Raw genomic sequence first — 14,405 nt, 5'->3', positions numbered from 1 at the left:
TCATTTTCTCAATACGTCTTGTAGAGCTTCTTTTGCTGCACTTTGCTCTGCAAGCTTTTTACTCGTTCCTACCCCTGTCCCTAACGTCTTATCGTCGACTTGAACAGCTACTTCAAATCGCTTGGAATGGGAAGGACCCTCTTCTACTAAGAGGACATATTTAATTTTAATATCGCCATTTTTTTGTAATTCTTCTTGTAGCAATGTTTTATAATCCATCGCATGTGAAAAAGCATCCTCTTTAATCTTCGAGAGTACGACTTGGTGGATAAATTGCTTCGCTGCTTCCATTCCTTGATCTAAAAATACGGCACCAACAAATGCCTCAAACAAGTCACAGAGCAAAGCAGGTCTTTGTCGTCCATTCATATTTTCTTCACCCTTACCTAAGCGAATATGTTGATCAAATCGACATTCTTTCGCGAATGAGGCAAGGCTTGGCTCGCACACAAGCTGTGCACGCAAACGGGTCAATTTCCCCTCGTTCCAATCCGGATAGTGATAGAACAGAAATTCGGACACAATGATTTCTAAAACAGCGTCTCCGAGAAATTCTACACGTTCATTATGTTTTAAATTCATTAGACGATGCTCATTCACATAAGATGAATGGGTAAATGCTTCCGATAAAATCGATGCATCCTTAAAAATAATCCCATAATCTTTTTGAATCATTTTTGTTAATTCTTGCATATGAATCCTCCTTCCTATTTTGAGATGAATACTCATCTATTATACGTTATATTTCCATTTCATGCATCCGTTCATTTTTTATCAAAAAAAGAAAGAGCAGAGAATATTCTCCACTCTTCCTTCTATATACGTATTAGTATGCTGTTTCAGCTGTTAGTTCTACAGCTTCCCAGCCATCTGTTGTTCCGTATGTGATGTCATAGTTCTTCACGCGGTTATTAACTGCGAAGACTTCTGAACGCCATAGGGTAGGGATAACAGGAACGTTTTCGAACATATGCTCTTGCCAGTCACGGAATGCTTGGAACTTGAATTCTGGATCAAATGACTCTTCAGAGTTGATACGACCTAGAATTTCGTTGTTTTCTTCATCCACGTAACGAGTGTAGTTGTAAGAAGCATCTTCACCGTATAGTCCAGTTGGGTTTGGATCGTGTCCAGTTCCCCATGCAGCTTGGTAGATGTCGATTTCTGGATCGTCAGCTTCTACTAAGTCATAGAATGCTTGGAACTCAATCAAACGACCCGTTGAAAGTTGAACATTCAAACCAACATTTTGCCACTCTTGGATATAGTATTGTGCGATTGGTTCAGCAGTTGCGCCACCAGCCATCGATGCAAAGTTGATTACCAACTCTTCACCTTCAGGAGTTTCACGCATGCCGTCTCCGTCTGTATCTTCGTATCCAGCATCATCCAAGATTTGTTTTGCCATATCTGGATCATAGTTGAATCCTTCAATATCACGGTTTACAAAGTCTTCAAATACTGGTGGAATCATGCTTGTAGCATTCTCACGTAGTCCTTGGTAGAACGATTCAGCAATTGCGTTGTTGTCAATCGCATATGCCATTGCTTTACGCAATTCTACGTCAGCCATTTTAGCATCTGGGTCTAGAACGTTTTTACTTTGTTCAGCATCCCAGTGTCCTAATTTGAATCCGAGGTAGGTATATGCCAATTCTTGGCGACCTAGCAACGTGATGTTTTCAAAATCTTTGTATGTATCGTATTGGTCAGTAGGCATAGAAGCTACGTCGTAGTTTCCATTCTCCATTTCAGAAACGATTGTTGTAGGAGCAACTACTTCCAATACAACTCCGTCTAATTTAGGAGCGCCCTTCCAGTAATACTCATTTGCTTCGTATTCAACAGACTCACCAGCCGTAATCGATTTAACGCGGAATGGACCTGCGCCAATTGGATTTTGACGGATTTCTGGAGCGGATTCCATTTCAGCAACTGGAACTTCTCCCAATTGGTGTTTAGGCATTGGGTATCCCCAAATTCCACCACCAGATTGTAAAATCGATGGGTTTACTTCAATGTATTCGATAGTGATATTTTTTTCGTCAACAATTTGGATACCTGAAATTGTATCTGCTTGTCCATCTTTGTACTCTTGCATCCCTACGATATTCGAGAAGTCTGCTCCGTAACGAACACCCGTATAGTCTGGGTGACCAATTACTTCATAAGAGAACAATACGTCTTCTGTTGTCAACGGTTCGCCGTCAGACCATTTCAAGTCATCACGCAAAGTGATGGAGATTTTTTTAGCTTCTTGGTCAAATTCAAAGGTAGCCATACCTTCTTGAGATAACATGAAGTTCTCATCTACTGAGAATAAAGATTCATGAGTGAAGCCCATTAACTCAGAGTCATATGCATCTTCATAGAACTCTGGGCTGAAAATCCCTTGGAAAGGAGAGCTAGCAACCATTGCGTAACGCAAGGTTCCACCTTCGATTGAATCTTCATCATTTTGCATAACGGTATCAAACGTTACAAGATTAGCCTCTCCGCCAGCATTTGATTCTGTTGATCCTGTTTCTGTCGACCCAGTTGAACCAGTCGATCCTGTTGTTTCAGTTGTATCGCTACCTTCTCCACCGCCTTGACAAGCAGCTAGTGTTAAAGCAAATGTAGCTAAAGAAACCAAACCTAATTTTTTCTTCAACATATTTTTTTCCTCCCTTTTCTAACCTAATCTTTGTTTAGAGTCTGCCGCACGCTGCAACGCTTGACCGACATAGTTTATGCTTAGCATCAGTACTAAAATTAATATTGATGCAGGCAACCAAACCCAAGTTTTATTCTCGATGACATCTGGGGATGTCGCAAACCCAATGAGTGTGCCTAAGCTTGGTGTACTTGGTGGTAGGCCGAATCCTAAGAAGCTAAGACCAGTCTCAATTCCAATATTACCAGCAAAGTTCAAAGTCGAGTTAACGATAATCAATGAACTCAAGTTAGGCATCACTTCGCGGAACATAATTTTCAAATCGCTTGTTCCCAATGTTTTCGATGCATTTACATAATCCCGCTCCGACTCGGATAAAGTACGGCTTCGGAAAATCCGAGCCTTCCCTACCCAACTGAAAGCACTCATAATCAACACAAACGTAAACATATTATAAGTAGGAACAATCGAAACAAAAACAATAATAATCATGTTAATTGGCAATACCATAATGAAGTCTACAATACGCATTAAAATATTGTCGATGATTCCACCATAGTAACCAGAGATAATACCAAGGCCGATCCCGATGATACCGGTAAGGATCGTAACACTGAATCCAATGATGATGGAATTACGAGCGCCTATGAAAAGTTGTCCGAATACGTCACGCCCACCTTCATCTGCTCCGAGAAGATACTCGGCGCCAGGTGCAGCGTATCGTTTCAAGATTTGAACACGCATCACTTCTGATTGGTCAAATCCTACATAAGACCCAATGAAAATGACGAGTAGTAGCACAATAAGTAAGCCTAAGGAAAACATAGCTAATTTATCTTTTGTAAATTCACGGGCAATTACTTGAAAGCCAATTACCGCTCCAGAACTATCTGTTGTTTCTGGTAATGTATCTAGATTGGAATCCGTGTGGTCCAGTTGCTCAATCTCAGTAGCAATCTCTTCCATTTTTCCGGATTTTTTTTGATCTTCTGAATGCATGATTTATACCTCCTTTTCTATCTCTTTCTATTCAATTCGAATACGTGGGTCAACGATACTCATAATAATATCTGATAAGAGTGTACCGAATAACGCCGCGATCCCAAATAGAAGAACAAGTGCAGTTATGACACTGTAGTCACGAGCTAATAGCGAATCGATGAACAATCGACCCATCCCAGGGAAGGAGAAGATTCGTTCGATAAAGATTGATCCACCAATTAATCCGGTAATGTCATACCCGATAAAGGAAGCAATCGGCAAAATGGAGTTACGGAAAATATGCTTGCTGTAAACTTTGTTTTCAGGAACACCTTTTGAGCGTGCTGTCCGTACATAGTCTTCTTGCTTTGCATCAATTACTCCCGTACGTAAGTATTGAATCGTACTGGTTGTGGCGAGCAACGCATAGGACAATGCCGGTAAGATCAAGTGATAGAAACGGCTCCATACATACTCAAGCGTTCCAGGCGCTACACCTGTTTGAACGGTACCTCTGGTTGGGAACCAACCTAATGTGAATCCGAAAATCCAAATCAGCAGCAAAGCGAATACGAAAGTTGGAATTGCGTAACTTAAGTAGTTATAAAAACTGATTGCTTTGTCTCCCCAAGCGCCATTGTGACGACCCGCATACATTCCAAGCGGAATAGCGATTAAGTAAGTGAAGATTAACGATACAATGGATAACCAGATGGTATTTCCAACACTATCACCAATGACATTTGTTACTGGAATTTTATAAGTAAAGCTTCGACCAAAATCACCTTGCAAGGCATTGGTGATCCAGTTCCAATATTGGATATACCAAGGATCATTCAATCCAGCAGCTTCTTTTAACTTTTCAATCGTTGCAGGGTCCATTTCAGGAGTGATTAATCCGGTAAACGGATCCCCTGGCATTGCTTGTGCCATTAGGAAAACGAACAAGCTCAGAATAATGATTTGCGGAATCATCAGTAGGACACGTCTAAGAATTGTTTTCCACATATTAGTTCCCTCCCTTTGCATCTTCAGGTCTTAATGCTACATAATGGGATTCAGAAAGAGGGTTCAAATCATAGACACGGCCTTTTTCGTCATAATATTTTTCTTGGTTCATCGTGTATTCTCTTTCTACTTCTAAACGTCTTTCCTTATGAGCCAGACGATTTACTGGATCAATAGATGGAATCGCTGAAAGCAAACGTTTTGTATAAATGTGTTGCGGATTATTATAAATGTCTTTTTTATTTCCGTACTCTACGAAACGACCACGATACATAATAGCTAAATTATCACACATATGTTTTACAACACCCAGGTCATGGGAAATAAATAAATAAGAAACATTGTATTCTTCTTGGATTCGTTTCATAAAGTTCAGTACTTGCGCTTGAACTGATAAGTCCAATGCTGATACAGGCTCATCCGCAATAATTAATTTTGGATTGGTTGCTACAGCACGGGCAACTCCGATCCGCTGTCTTTGTCCACCTGAAAATTCATGGGCGTACTTGTATAGTGCATCTTCCGGCATCCCTACAATGTCCAATAATTCATTGACACGTCTGATGGTTTCATCAGGAGATAACCGTTCAAAGTTATCCAATGGTTCAGAGATAATATCAATGACCCGTTTCCGTGGATTCAAACTGGACATGGAATCTTGGAAAATCATTTGCACATTCCGGTTATAGCCGGAAGTACGTTTACGAGCTTTGTTTGTTACGTCTTCACCTTCATAGAAAACTTTACCAGATGTAATTTTTTCTAATCCAATAATGGACTTTCCGACCGTAGATTTACCAGAACCGGATTCACCAACTAAACCGTATGTCTTTCCTTCTTCAATCTCTAAGTTAATTCCATCGACCGCATATACATGGTCGGTAACATTATTCCAAAAGCCACTTCTAATTGGATAATGTACTTTTAAGTCTTGAATTTGCATAAATCCCACTTTATTCAGCCTCCCCTTCAAAATGGAAATGTTCGTGACACGTACATCTCACGAAATGATCAGGAGCTACTTGGTGTAAGGTAGGATTCGCTTCATGAGCTTCTGCTGGAATCCATGGGATCCGAGCTGCAAAACGGCAACCCTTTCTTGGCAGATTCTTTAATGATGGAACAGTCCCTTGAATCACGTGTAACTCTTCTGACTCCCCTTCTAGCTCATCAGATTGAGGCATCGACTTCAATAAGGAACGTGTGTAAGGATGTTTTGGATTGGTAAACAATTCTACAGCAGAGGCCATCTCAACGATTTCTCCTGCATACATAACGGCTACCCGATCGGCTGTTTCAGCAACTACCCCTAAGTCATGGGTAATCAGAATGATACCAGCGCCTGTTTCATCTTGTAATTGATTCAACAGATCCAAAATTTGAGCTTGAATTGTAACGTCAAGTGCTGTTGTAGGCTCATCGGCAATAATAATTGGTGGCTTACAAGACAGAGCAATGGCAATTACAACCCGTTGGCGCATCCCACCAGAAAGTTGGTGTGGATATTGACGAGCAACCCGGTCAGGATTTGGAATCCCTACTTGGTCGAGTAATTCTAAAACACGATTTTTTCGTTCTTCTTGAGACATTTTCGTGTGATAGATTAAAGCTTCTTCAATTTGATCAAAAATCGTCATCAGTGGATTTAAGGCTGACAATGGATCTTGGAAAATCATGCCGATGTCATTCCCGCGAATGCGGTTATACAACGTTTCGTTTAGATCAATCAAATTCAAGTCTTGATAAAGAACTTCTCCCGTAATTTGGGTGTTAGCTTTGTTGTGAAGTCCTACAATTGTGGTTGCTAGCGTACTTTTCCCAGAACCAGATTCTCCTACAATAGCGAGTATTTCATTTTTTTCTAATGTCAAAGATACATCATCTACAGCATCATAATAGTTATCTTTAATTCTGAATGCTGTGTGGAGATGATTAATCTCTAGTAGCGGTTTCCCTGTTGACATGGGATACCCTCCTTCTATCGAGTGCATTATTCGTGAATACCGACATAAACGTTGAAAAATTATCCATAATCCAACGGTTGGTTATAAAAACCTTAATATTCCAAACACCTTCGTGTTTATTAATATTTCTAATTATAACCACAGAAGATTAGAAAGGCAACCTCTTTTTCATCATTTTTTAATTTAAGTGCCTCTTTTTTTCTAAAATCAAACGGATGTTTAAGAAAAAGCAACATCCGAACGTTTCATCCGTCGATGTTGCTTCCTTTTATTATTCATTTATTAAACTTCTGCTTATTTATTTGCATCAATATAATCAACAGCATCGCCAATGGTTATAATTTTTTCTGCATCTTCATCTGAAATCTGGATATTAAAAACGTCTTCCATTTCCATGATTAGTTCTACAACATCAAGTGAGTCTGCGCCTAGATCTTCCTGGAACGTTAAATCTCGAGTCACTTTTTCTTCATCTACTCCAAAGCGCTCTGTCACCATTTGGGAAATCTTATTTAGTGTTGCGTTCTCTGACAAAAATAACACCTCCTAAAATACATTCATGATTTGGTACGATCGATGTTCGAAAATCACAATACCTATTTTACCTTTCTTAATACCCTTTGTCTATGCTTTATTGAGCGGTTTCTTGGTTTTGCTTTTCGAAGTGCTCAACTAAATCTTCAATTACATGAGAAGAAATAATGTTTCGAATTTGTTTGATGGTGTGATATACAGCAGTCTTATCGGCAGATCCGTGTGTTTTCACTACAGGAGCACGCAAACCAAAGAGCACGGCTCCGCCATGTTTGGAGTAATCCATCGTATCCTTCACATTGCCAAGAGCATCTTTAATAAGAAGGCCGCCCACTTTCGACTTCAGACCTCCATTTAGGATGCTGTTTTTCATGAGCTTCATAATTGTTAAGGCTGTTCCTTCAATTGTTTTTAAGACTGCATTTCCGGTAAATCCGTCTGTCACAATCACATCAGCATCTCCAGCAAATAGTTCTCTAGCTTCAATATTTCCGATGAAGTTTAGAGAAGGATCCTGCTCCAATTTTTCATATACTGCTTTTGACAGCTCGCTGCCTTTTCCTGCTTCCGAACCGTTATTCAGCAAGGCAACACGTGGAGATTCTTTTCCGATTACAAATTTTGCATAATAAGAACCTAGAACACCGAATTGATGTAGGTTTTCTGGTTTAGAGTCCGCATTGGCACCTGCATCCATCAAAACGAACAACTCATTCTCTTTTCCAATTACAGGGAGGATAGGCATCAACCCTGGGCGATCAATTCCTTTGATACGTCCAATAATCAAGAGCCCTGCCGTTAACAAGGCTCCTGTATTCCCTGCTGAGAATAGAGCATCTGCTTCCCCATTCTTAACTGCTCGAGCAGCTAAGACCATAGAAGCATTGCGTTTGGAACGAACTGCGCGAACCGGTTCATCATCACTATTAATTTTTTCGTCGGTATGAACAATTTTAATTTTATCCGTATTATAGTTCTCTCCGAGTAGTGGTTTTATTTGTTCTCCATCTCCGTACAAGATGTATTGAACATCATTAAATTCTTTCTCTGCTCGTAATATACCTTCAATAATTGCTTGAGGAGCATGATCTCCCCCCATTGCATCTACTGCAATTTTCATCTGTTACCCTCATTTCATATTCTGATAGTTTCTATTTTAGAGAAGACTGCGGAAATTGTCATCTTTGTTTTCCTATCATTGCAAATTTTTCGCAAGTTTTCGTTCCATATCTAAGTAATTCCGCAATGGTTCATAATCCGGTGCCTCAAAGAAATCTTCCAGGCTCAATAAACGCATGGCATCTTGGTGGGCAGCTGTTAATACATTCTCATGTTTTACAATGTCTGCATACTTAAATTCAGGTAGTCCTGCTTGTTTGACTCCAAATAAATCTCCAGATCCTCTTAACTCTAAGTCCTTTTGACTTAAATAGAAGCCATCTGTGGACTCTGTCATGATGCGCATTCGTTCTTTCCCATTTTCTGTTTTAGGGTTCGCCAACAATAAGCAGAATGATTCTTCACTCCCCCTACCAACCCGGCCTCTTAACTGGTGGAGTTGTGAGAGCCCAAAGCGCTCAGCATCTTGAATCACCATTACCGTTGCATTTGGAACGTTCAACCCAACCTCAATAACGGTTGTTGAAACAAGCACTTGGTATTTATTGTCTTTGAAGGCGTGCATAATTCGATCTTTTTCGTCTGCTTTTTGACGACCATGCAACAAGCCGACTTGCCACTTCCCACGGTAATACTCGTTTACCATTCGGTGGACTTCCTCCGCATTCTTCAAATCAATCAATTCACTTTTTTCGATTAACGGCGTAATGATATAGGCTTGTCTTCCCAGTTCTAACTGTTGATCGATAAACTCCAAGGCTCGTTCCATTTTGTCTGACTTCGTCCAAATCGTTCGAATGGGAATCCGTCCATCCGGCAGTTGGTCTAGTACCGATACGTCCATTTCCCCCATCATTGTAATCGCCAATGTACGCGGAATCGGTGTAGCGGTCATATAAAGGGCATTTGCATTTTGCCCTTTCTCGTTTAATTTTTGTCGCTGATTTACTCCAAATCGGTGCTGCTCGTCGGTCACAACCAAACCGAGATTATGGAAGGTCACGTCATCTTGAATCAACGCATGGGTTCCAATCAACAGGTCGATTCGGCCTTCCTCTAGAGCCAATAAGAGTTCACGGCGTTCTTTTGTTTTGGTACTGCCTGTCAGGAGCGCAACGGTATATTCTGTCCCTTCAAATAACTCGGAAATGGTTTGGTAGTGTTGTTCAGCGAGAATTTCTGTTGGAACCATCATAGCGCCTTGGTATCCGCCTAAAATAGTAGCTACAAAGGCGATAACTGCCACAACCGTCTTCCCGCTCCCTACATCTCCTTGCAATAACCGATTCATCTCAAAGAGCTCTCTTAAATCACGACAAATTTCATTTACCACCCGCTTTTGTCCGTCGGTTAAATCAAAAGGAAGCGTTGTGATAAATTCTTTCAATCGTTTCACATCATAAAGAACAGCAATCCCTGCTTGCTCTTTTTTTCGATTATAACGAATCAGTTGCAACTTCAATTGATACAAGAGGAATTCCTGATAAATAATCTGTCTGGTCCCTTGGAGAAATTCTGCTTCACTTTGAGGAAAATGCATCCCTTGAATCGCTTCTTTGTGACTTAGCAAGCGGTAATGCTCACGCAGTGATTGCGGGATAATCTCCGGAATAAACTCCGCATATTCTTGAAAGGCAGCCTGGATAATCGTAAGCAATGTTTTTTGTTTGATATGCTTATTCACATGGTATACCGATTCGAAGTCCTGATCGGGCTTAGAACCTAGAATTTTGTATCCAGACAAGCTCTGGCGCAAGGCGTCCCATTTACCAAAAATCATTACTTCTTCTTCTAAGTTTACTTGGCTTTTTAAGTATGGTTGATTAAAGAAGGTCACTTGAACCACTGCATCTTCTGTTGCAATCTTAAATGACAAGCGACTCTTCTTATAACCATAGTGATGTACCGTAGCGGGGGTGACCACATTCCCCTTTAAGGTTACTTTTTCTTGATCCTCTATTTCATCCAAAGAACGTACTTGGATATCCTCATAACGAAAGGGAAAATGAGTGAGTAAGTCATAAATCGTATAAAGACCCAAAGAATGGAGCGCTTCTAAACGTTTAGGACCGATGCCAGGAAGAACCTCAATACTATCGTAAACAGATTTCACTGCCTCTGTCATTTGCAATCATCTCCTTTCGTGTTTACTGCCAAAAAGAGACTGAGGCAAAAGCCCCAGCCTCTTTGGTTGTATTTATTCTACTGAAATTAAGTATGTGTAAACCGGTTGATTTCCCGCTTGAACTTCCACTTCAACATCTTCAAACTCTTCCGCAATGTTGTCGGCGATGTTTTGTGTCTCTTCTTCAGTTGCTTCTTCTCCGTAAATCAATGTGACAATTTCACTGTCCTCATCAATCATCTGGCGAAGAGTTTCTAGAACGGCTGAGAAGCGATCTGCATGAGAAGTAACAATCTTACCGTCAACAATACCCATGTAATCATCTTTTGTGATAGCTAAGCCGTCGATTTCAGTATCACGAACTGCATTCGTAATTTGACCGCTCTTCACATTATCAAGTTCTAATGTCATGTTTTCTTTATTTGTATCTAGATTAGCTTGATCATCAAAGGCCAACATTGCTGTCAAACCTTGTGAAATCGTCTTAGATGGAATAACCACTACTTCTCTATCAGATACTTGAGCAGCTTGTTCAGCAGCCATGAAAATATTTTTGTTGTTCGGTAAGATAATTGTTTTTTCTGCATTGCATGAATCAATAGCCTTCAAAATATCTTCCGTACTTGGATTCATCGTTTGTCCACCTGGAATAATCGTCGCAACACCTAGGCTCTTAAAGAGATTTTGAACGCCTTCTCCTGCTGCCACAGCAATGACACCATATGGTTTTTTCGGCATTTCTTTCTCTGTTGCAGTTGATGCGCTCCCTTTTTCCATCACTTCATCGTGTTGCAGACGCATGTTGTCCACTTTAATTTTAACTAATGATCCAAATTTTTGACCATAATTCATCACTTCACCAGGATATTCCGTGTGAACGTGAACTTTAACAATCTCATCATCAGCAACTACTAAGAGAGAATCCCCTACTTCATTCAAGTGATTACGGAATACATCGTAATCGAACTCTTCTGAGACAGTTTTTCCTTCACCTAGTCTTACCATGATTTCTGTACAGTACCCAAACTCAATGTTTTCGCTTGTAACAGCATGGCCAATATTCCCAAAATTCTCATGGTGAGCAATTTCAGTTACATCTGCTTTTTCGATTGTTTTTGTTTTTACAGAAACCTTTTCACCCGTTAAAGATTCTAGGAATCCTTGGTAGATGAAGAGCAATCCTTGACCGCCACTATCTACAACCCCTACTTCTTTCAGTACGGCTAATAAATTTGGTGTGTTTTCCAAACTTACTTTTGCAGATTGTACGACTGTTTCCATCACTTCGATGATATTATCTGTATGTTTCGCTTTTTCTGCGCCTTCTTTCGCCGATTCACGAGCAACAGTAAGAATGGTTCCTTCAACAGGTTTCATAACAGCTTTGTAGGCTGTTTCTACACCTTGAGAGAACGCTGCTGCAAAATCATTTGCATTTAGGCTAGCTTTTCCTTCCATTGCTTTTGAAAAGCCGCGGAATAATTGAGATAAAATAACGCCAGAGTTTCCTCTCGCTCCCATTAATAGTCCCTTAGCCAGGTCTTTTCCTAGTTGATCGATGCGATCTACTTCTGCTAGTGCTACACGATCAGCACCGGAAGTAAACGAAAGGTTCATATTTGTACCGGTATCGCCATCTGGAACCGGAAAAACATTCAGAGAGTTCACATATTCTGCATTTTCACTCAAACGCTCTTGTGCGACCTCCACCATCGCTTTTAAATCACTAGCAGTCAATTCTGTTTTATTCACCTTACATATCCTCCTTCACCATGTGGAATGGTGATCTCTCCATTAGTCGTTCAGTACGCGAACGCCTTGTACAAATACGTTCACTTGTTCTGCGGCAAACCCAAGCATGGTTTCTAAGTTATATTTCACTTGAATTTGGACATTTCGACAGATTTCTGAAATCTTTGTTCCATAAAGAACAACAATATAAACGTCAACCGCCACACCTTCGCCTTCTTGACGAACGATAACGCCTTTTGAATAATTTTCTTTTTTCAAAATCTCGTTGATGTTATCTCTAATTTGGTTCTTGCTTGCCATACCGACGACCCCATAGTTATCAGTAGCAGCTCCTCCCACAACCGTTGCGATTACTTCATTTGTTAAGCCAATTTCTCCGTATTCTGTTTGGATTTTCACTGCCATGTTCGAATTCCTCCTTGGTATGAATCGGAATAAACACTAATCAACATCCATGATAGCATATTTTCCCTTAAAAATAACTCTCTTTGTAGACATTATACCAAAGAATATGCCTCCAATGATAAAATTCCTTTCCTAATAGTACTTATTTTTTTCAAAAGTTACAAGATATAGTTTTGAAAAGCATGAAAATAATAAAAGAGTGTCAAGTATTTTTACTTTAAAAGAGTTGCATTCACGAATGAATTATGATAAATTATTCAAGTGTATGAAATTGGAATAACATCCCGAATACTAGTGCTTCTGATACAACTAAAGGAGGTAAGGAAATGGCAAAAGAATGCTACATCACAGGACGTAAAAGCCGTTCCGGTAACAACCGTTCTCACGCTTTAAACGCTACAAAACGTACCTACAAACCAAACTTGCAAAAAGTTCGCATCATGGTTGATGGAACACCTAAAAAAGTATGGGTTTCTGCTCGTGCTTTGAAATCAGGTAAAGTAGAACGCGTATAATCATAAAAAAAGAAGTTGAGTCTGCAGCTCAACTTCTTTTTTTAATTATATCTTTACTTTGGACCATAGCTATTAAACCTGCCGCAAAAGAAAAGTTCATCTCTTTATCTAGAAATTCATTGCTGACAAGAGCAATCGGATGATCAAAGTCTTTCCCATCCAGTGAATACTTTACCCCACTTAAACGCAAGTCTTCCACTGCGGTCATGCTAATGAAGGAAAGGTATTTCTTATCTTCCTCTTTATGAACGTGATAAGATCCGGGACGATAGAACGACAATGTATTTGCCTCATCTATCATCACAACCTTTTCGATGATTCCCTGGAAATCAGGATGGTAGGCTACCCACAGATTACTCATCATATGGTCAACCCGACCACCAAATAATCCCAACATAAAAATTGTATCTACTTCCAACTGTTGCGCCGCATATTCCAATGCAGCTTCTGTATCGGTTAAATCCTTCTCCGCCGGCAATTCGATCACTTTTTCAGCCTTGTCTTTCAAGAGTTGAAGGTTTTCCGCTGAAATGGAATCAAAATCCCCTATGGCTACGTCAACCCTCACTCCCGCTTCAAGTAAGGCCACTGCTCCACCATCTACACCAATAATGACATCAGCATTTTTCAGCAGCGATTGATGTTCATTCAAGTTTCCCGTTGTGCCACCTGCCACAATGACCGCTTTTTTATTCATGTTGCGCCGCATCTTTCAAGCTTTGAATCGCTTTTTTAATATCTTTCGCGCCATAGACGTACGATCCTGCTACAAATACGTCTGCCCCAGCCTTGCTGCACTGCCCAATTGTTTCATCGGTAATGCCGCCGTCCACTTCGATCAGATAGTGATAATTTTTATCCTTGCGAAGCTGGTTCAAGGTTTCAATCTTAGCGACCGTACTTTCAATAAAACTTTGTCCACCAAATCCTGGATTTACGGTCATCACTAATACTAGGTCTACTTCGCTTAAGATCGGTTCAATGGCTGAAACTGGCGTGCCTGGGTTAATGACAACCCCTGCACTCACATTCTCTTGCTTAATCATTTGTAAGGCACCATGGATGTGCTTGGTCGCTTCTACATGAATCGAAATAATATCGGCACCTGCTTTGGCAAATGCTGGAATCAATTTTTCTGGATTCTCAACCATGAGGTGGCAATCAAGCGGCAACTTCGTATGAGGACGAAGTGCTTTTACCACATTCGGCCCGAAAGTTAAATTATCCACGAATTGGCCATCCATTGCATCGATATGAATATATCCTGCCCCTGCTTCCTCAACCAGCTTCACATCATGGGCTAAATTGGCAAAATCAGCGCTCAATATGGAAGGAGCTATCATCAC

At 40.4% G+C, this 14,405-nt stretch carries 14 protein-coding genes; 1 reads left to right on the top strand and 13 read right to left on the bottom strand.

Annotation, left to right across the window (positions count from 1 at the left end; genetic code table 11):
- The 11 genes from rnc to PVE40_RS02220 all read right to left on the bottom strand — a co-directional run bounded on the left by rnc (window position 1) and on the right by PVE40_RS02220 (window position 12,544).
- Window positions 1–693 carry a ribonuclease III gene (gene rnc / locus PVE40_RS02270; RefSeq protein ID WP_274730246.1) on the bottom strand — a complete coding sequence of 231 codons (693 nt, stop codon included), beginning with the start codon at window positions 691–693 and terminating at the stop codon, window positions 1–3.
- Between the two features lie 133 nt (window positions 694–826).
- On the bottom strand, window positions 827–2,656 hold the full coding sequence (opp4A, locus tag PVE40_RS02265) for an oligopeptide ABC transporter substrate-binding protein (RefSeq protein ID WP_274730245.1): 1,830 nt from the start codon (window positions 2,654–2,656) through the stop codon (window positions 827–829).
- Window positions 2,657–2,674: 18 nt separating this feature from the next.
- On the bottom strand, window positions 2,675–3,622 hold the full coding sequence (locus tag PVE40_RS02260; RefSeq protein WP_420828507.1) for an ABC transporter permease: 948 nt from the start codon (window positions 3,620–3,622) through the stop codon (window positions 2,675–2,677).
- A 60-nt stretch (window positions 3,623–3,682) separates the two neighbouring features.
- Complete coding sequence (gene opp4B / locus PVE40_RS02255; protein WP_274730243.1) at window positions 3,683–4,645, bottom strand: oligopeptide ABC transporter permease; 963 nt, start codon at window positions 4,643–4,645, stop codon at window positions 3,683–3,685.
- Window position 4,646: 1 nt separating this feature from the next.
- Window positions 4,647–5,588, bottom strand: coding sequence for an ATP-binding cassette domain-containing protein (locus tag PVE40_RS02250; protein ID WP_274730279.1), 942 nt, complete (start codon window positions 5,586–5,588; stop codon window positions 4,647–4,649).
- 10 nt (window positions 5,589–5,598) lie between these two features.
- Window positions 5,599–6,609: an ABC transporter ATP-binding protein gene (locus tag PVE40_RS02245; protein WP_274730242.1), complete on the bottom strand. Its 1,011-nt coding sequence runs from the start codon at window positions 6,607–6,609 to the stop codon at window positions 5,599–5,601.
- Window positions 6,610–6,903: 294 nt separating this feature from the next.
- A complete protein-coding gene (gene acpP, locus PVE40_RS02240) occupies window positions 6,904–7,152 on the bottom strand; it encodes an acyl carrier protein (RefSeq protein WP_420828506.1) in 249 nt (82 codons plus the stop codon).
- Window positions 7,153–7,240: 88 nt separating this feature from the next.
- Window positions 7,241–8,263: a phosphate acyltransferase PlsX gene (gene plsX / locus PVE40_RS02235; protein WP_274730240.1), complete on the bottom strand. Its 1,023-nt coding sequence runs from the start codon at window positions 8,261–8,263 to the stop codon at window positions 7,241–7,243.
- A gap of 75 nt (window positions 8,264–8,338) precedes the next feature.
- Window positions 8,339–10,375 carry an ATP-dependent DNA helicase RecG gene (gene recG / locus PVE40_RS02230; protein ID WP_274730278.1) on the bottom strand — a complete coding sequence of 679 codons (2,037 nt, stop codon included), beginning with the start codon at window positions 10,373–10,375 and terminating at the stop codon, window positions 8,339–8,341.
- 84 nt (window positions 10,376–10,459) lie between these two features.
- Window positions 10,460–12,139 (bottom strand): DAK2 domain-containing protein, encoded by a 1,680-nt coding sequence (locus PVE40_RS02225; protein ID WP_274730239.1) that lies wholly within the window; start codon window positions 12,137–12,139, stop codon window positions 10,460–10,462.
- Window positions 12,140–12,181: 42 nt separating this feature from the next.
- Window positions 12,182–12,544 (bottom strand): Asp23/Gls24 family envelope stress response protein, encoded by a 363-nt coding sequence (locus tag PVE40_RS02220; RefSeq protein ID WP_274730238.1) that lies wholly within the window; start codon window positions 12,542–12,544, stop codon window positions 12,182–12,184.
- A gap of 326 nt (window positions 12,545–12,870) precedes the next feature.
- On the opposite strand from PVE40_RS02220, the gene rpmB reads away from it, so the two are divergent.
- The gene (gene rpmB / locus PVE40_RS02215; RefSeq protein WP_274730237.1) at window positions 12,871–13,059 is read left to right on the top strand and encodes a 50S ribosomal protein L28; all 189 of its coding nucleotides are present in this window, start codon (window positions 12,871–12,873) and stop codon (window positions 13,057–13,059) included.
- Window positions 13,060–13,087: 28 nt separating this feature from the next.
- On the opposite strand, the gene PVE40_RS02210 is transcribed toward rpmB, so the two are convergent.
- Window positions 13,088–13,756: a thiamine diphosphokinase gene (locus PVE40_RS02210; RefSeq protein WP_274730236.1), complete on the bottom strand. Its 669-nt coding sequence runs from the start codon at window positions 13,754–13,756 to the stop codon at window positions 13,088–13,090.
- Complete coding sequence (rpe, locus tag PVE40_RS02205) at window positions 13,749–14,405, bottom strand: ribulose-phosphate 3-epimerase (RefSeq protein WP_274730235.1); 657 nt, start codon at window positions 14,403–14,405, stop codon at window positions 13,749–13,751. Before rpe ends, PVE40_RS02210 begins: the two co-directional genes overlap by 8 nt.

The organism is Jeotgalibaca caeni (assembly GCF_028863945.1).
In the GTDB taxonomy this organism is placed as follows: domain Bacteria; phylum Bacillota; class Bacilli; order Lactobacillales; family Aerococcaceae; genus Jeotgalibaca; species Jeotgalibaca caeni.
This window is presented reverse-complemented; position numbering and strand designations above follow the sequence as displayed.

What these genes read in the sequence shown, in the direction of transcription:
- rnc (WP_274730246.1), bottom strand. Translation starts at nt 693, where the DNA reads ATGCAAGAATTAACAAAAATGATTCAAAAAGATTATGGGATTATTTTT.
- opp4A (WP_274730245.1), bottom strand. Translation starts at nt 2,656, where the DNA reads ATGTTGAAGAAAAAATTAGGTTTGGTTTCTTTAGCTACATTTGCTTTA.
- PVE40_RS02260 (WP_420828507.1), bottom strand. Translation starts at nt 3,622, where the DNA reads ATGGAAGAGATTGCTACTGAGATTGAGCAACTGGACCACACGGATTCC.
- opp4B (WP_274730243.1), bottom strand. Translation starts at nt 4,645, where the DNA reads ATGTGGAAAACAATTCTTAGACGTGTCCTACTGATGATTCCGCAAATC.
- PVE40_RS02250 (WP_274730279.1), bottom strand. Translation starts at nt 5,588, where the DNA reads ATGCAAATTCAAGACTTAAAAGTACATTATCCAATTAGAAGTGGCTTT.
- PVE40_RS02245 (WP_274730242.1), bottom strand. Translation starts at nt 6,609, where the DNA reads ATGTCAACAGGGAAACCGCTACTAGAGATTAATCATCTCCACACAGCA.
- plsX (WP_274730240.1), bottom strand. Translation starts at nt 8,263, where the DNA reads ATGAAAATTGCAGTAGATGCAATGGGGGGAGATCATGCTCCTCAAGCA.
- PVE40_RS02220 (WP_274730238.1), bottom strand. Translation starts at nt 12,544, where the DNA reads ATGGCAGTGAAAATCCAAACAGAATACGGAGAAATTGGCTTAACAAAT.
- rpmB (WP_274730237.1), top strand. Translation starts at nt 12,871, where the DNA reads ATGGCAAAAGAATGCTACATCACAGGACGTAAAAGCCGTTCCGGTAAC.
- PVE40_RS02210 (WP_274730236.1), bottom strand. Translation starts at nt 13,756, where the DNA reads ATGAATAAAAAAGCGGTCATTGTGGCAGGTGGCACAACGGGAAACTTG.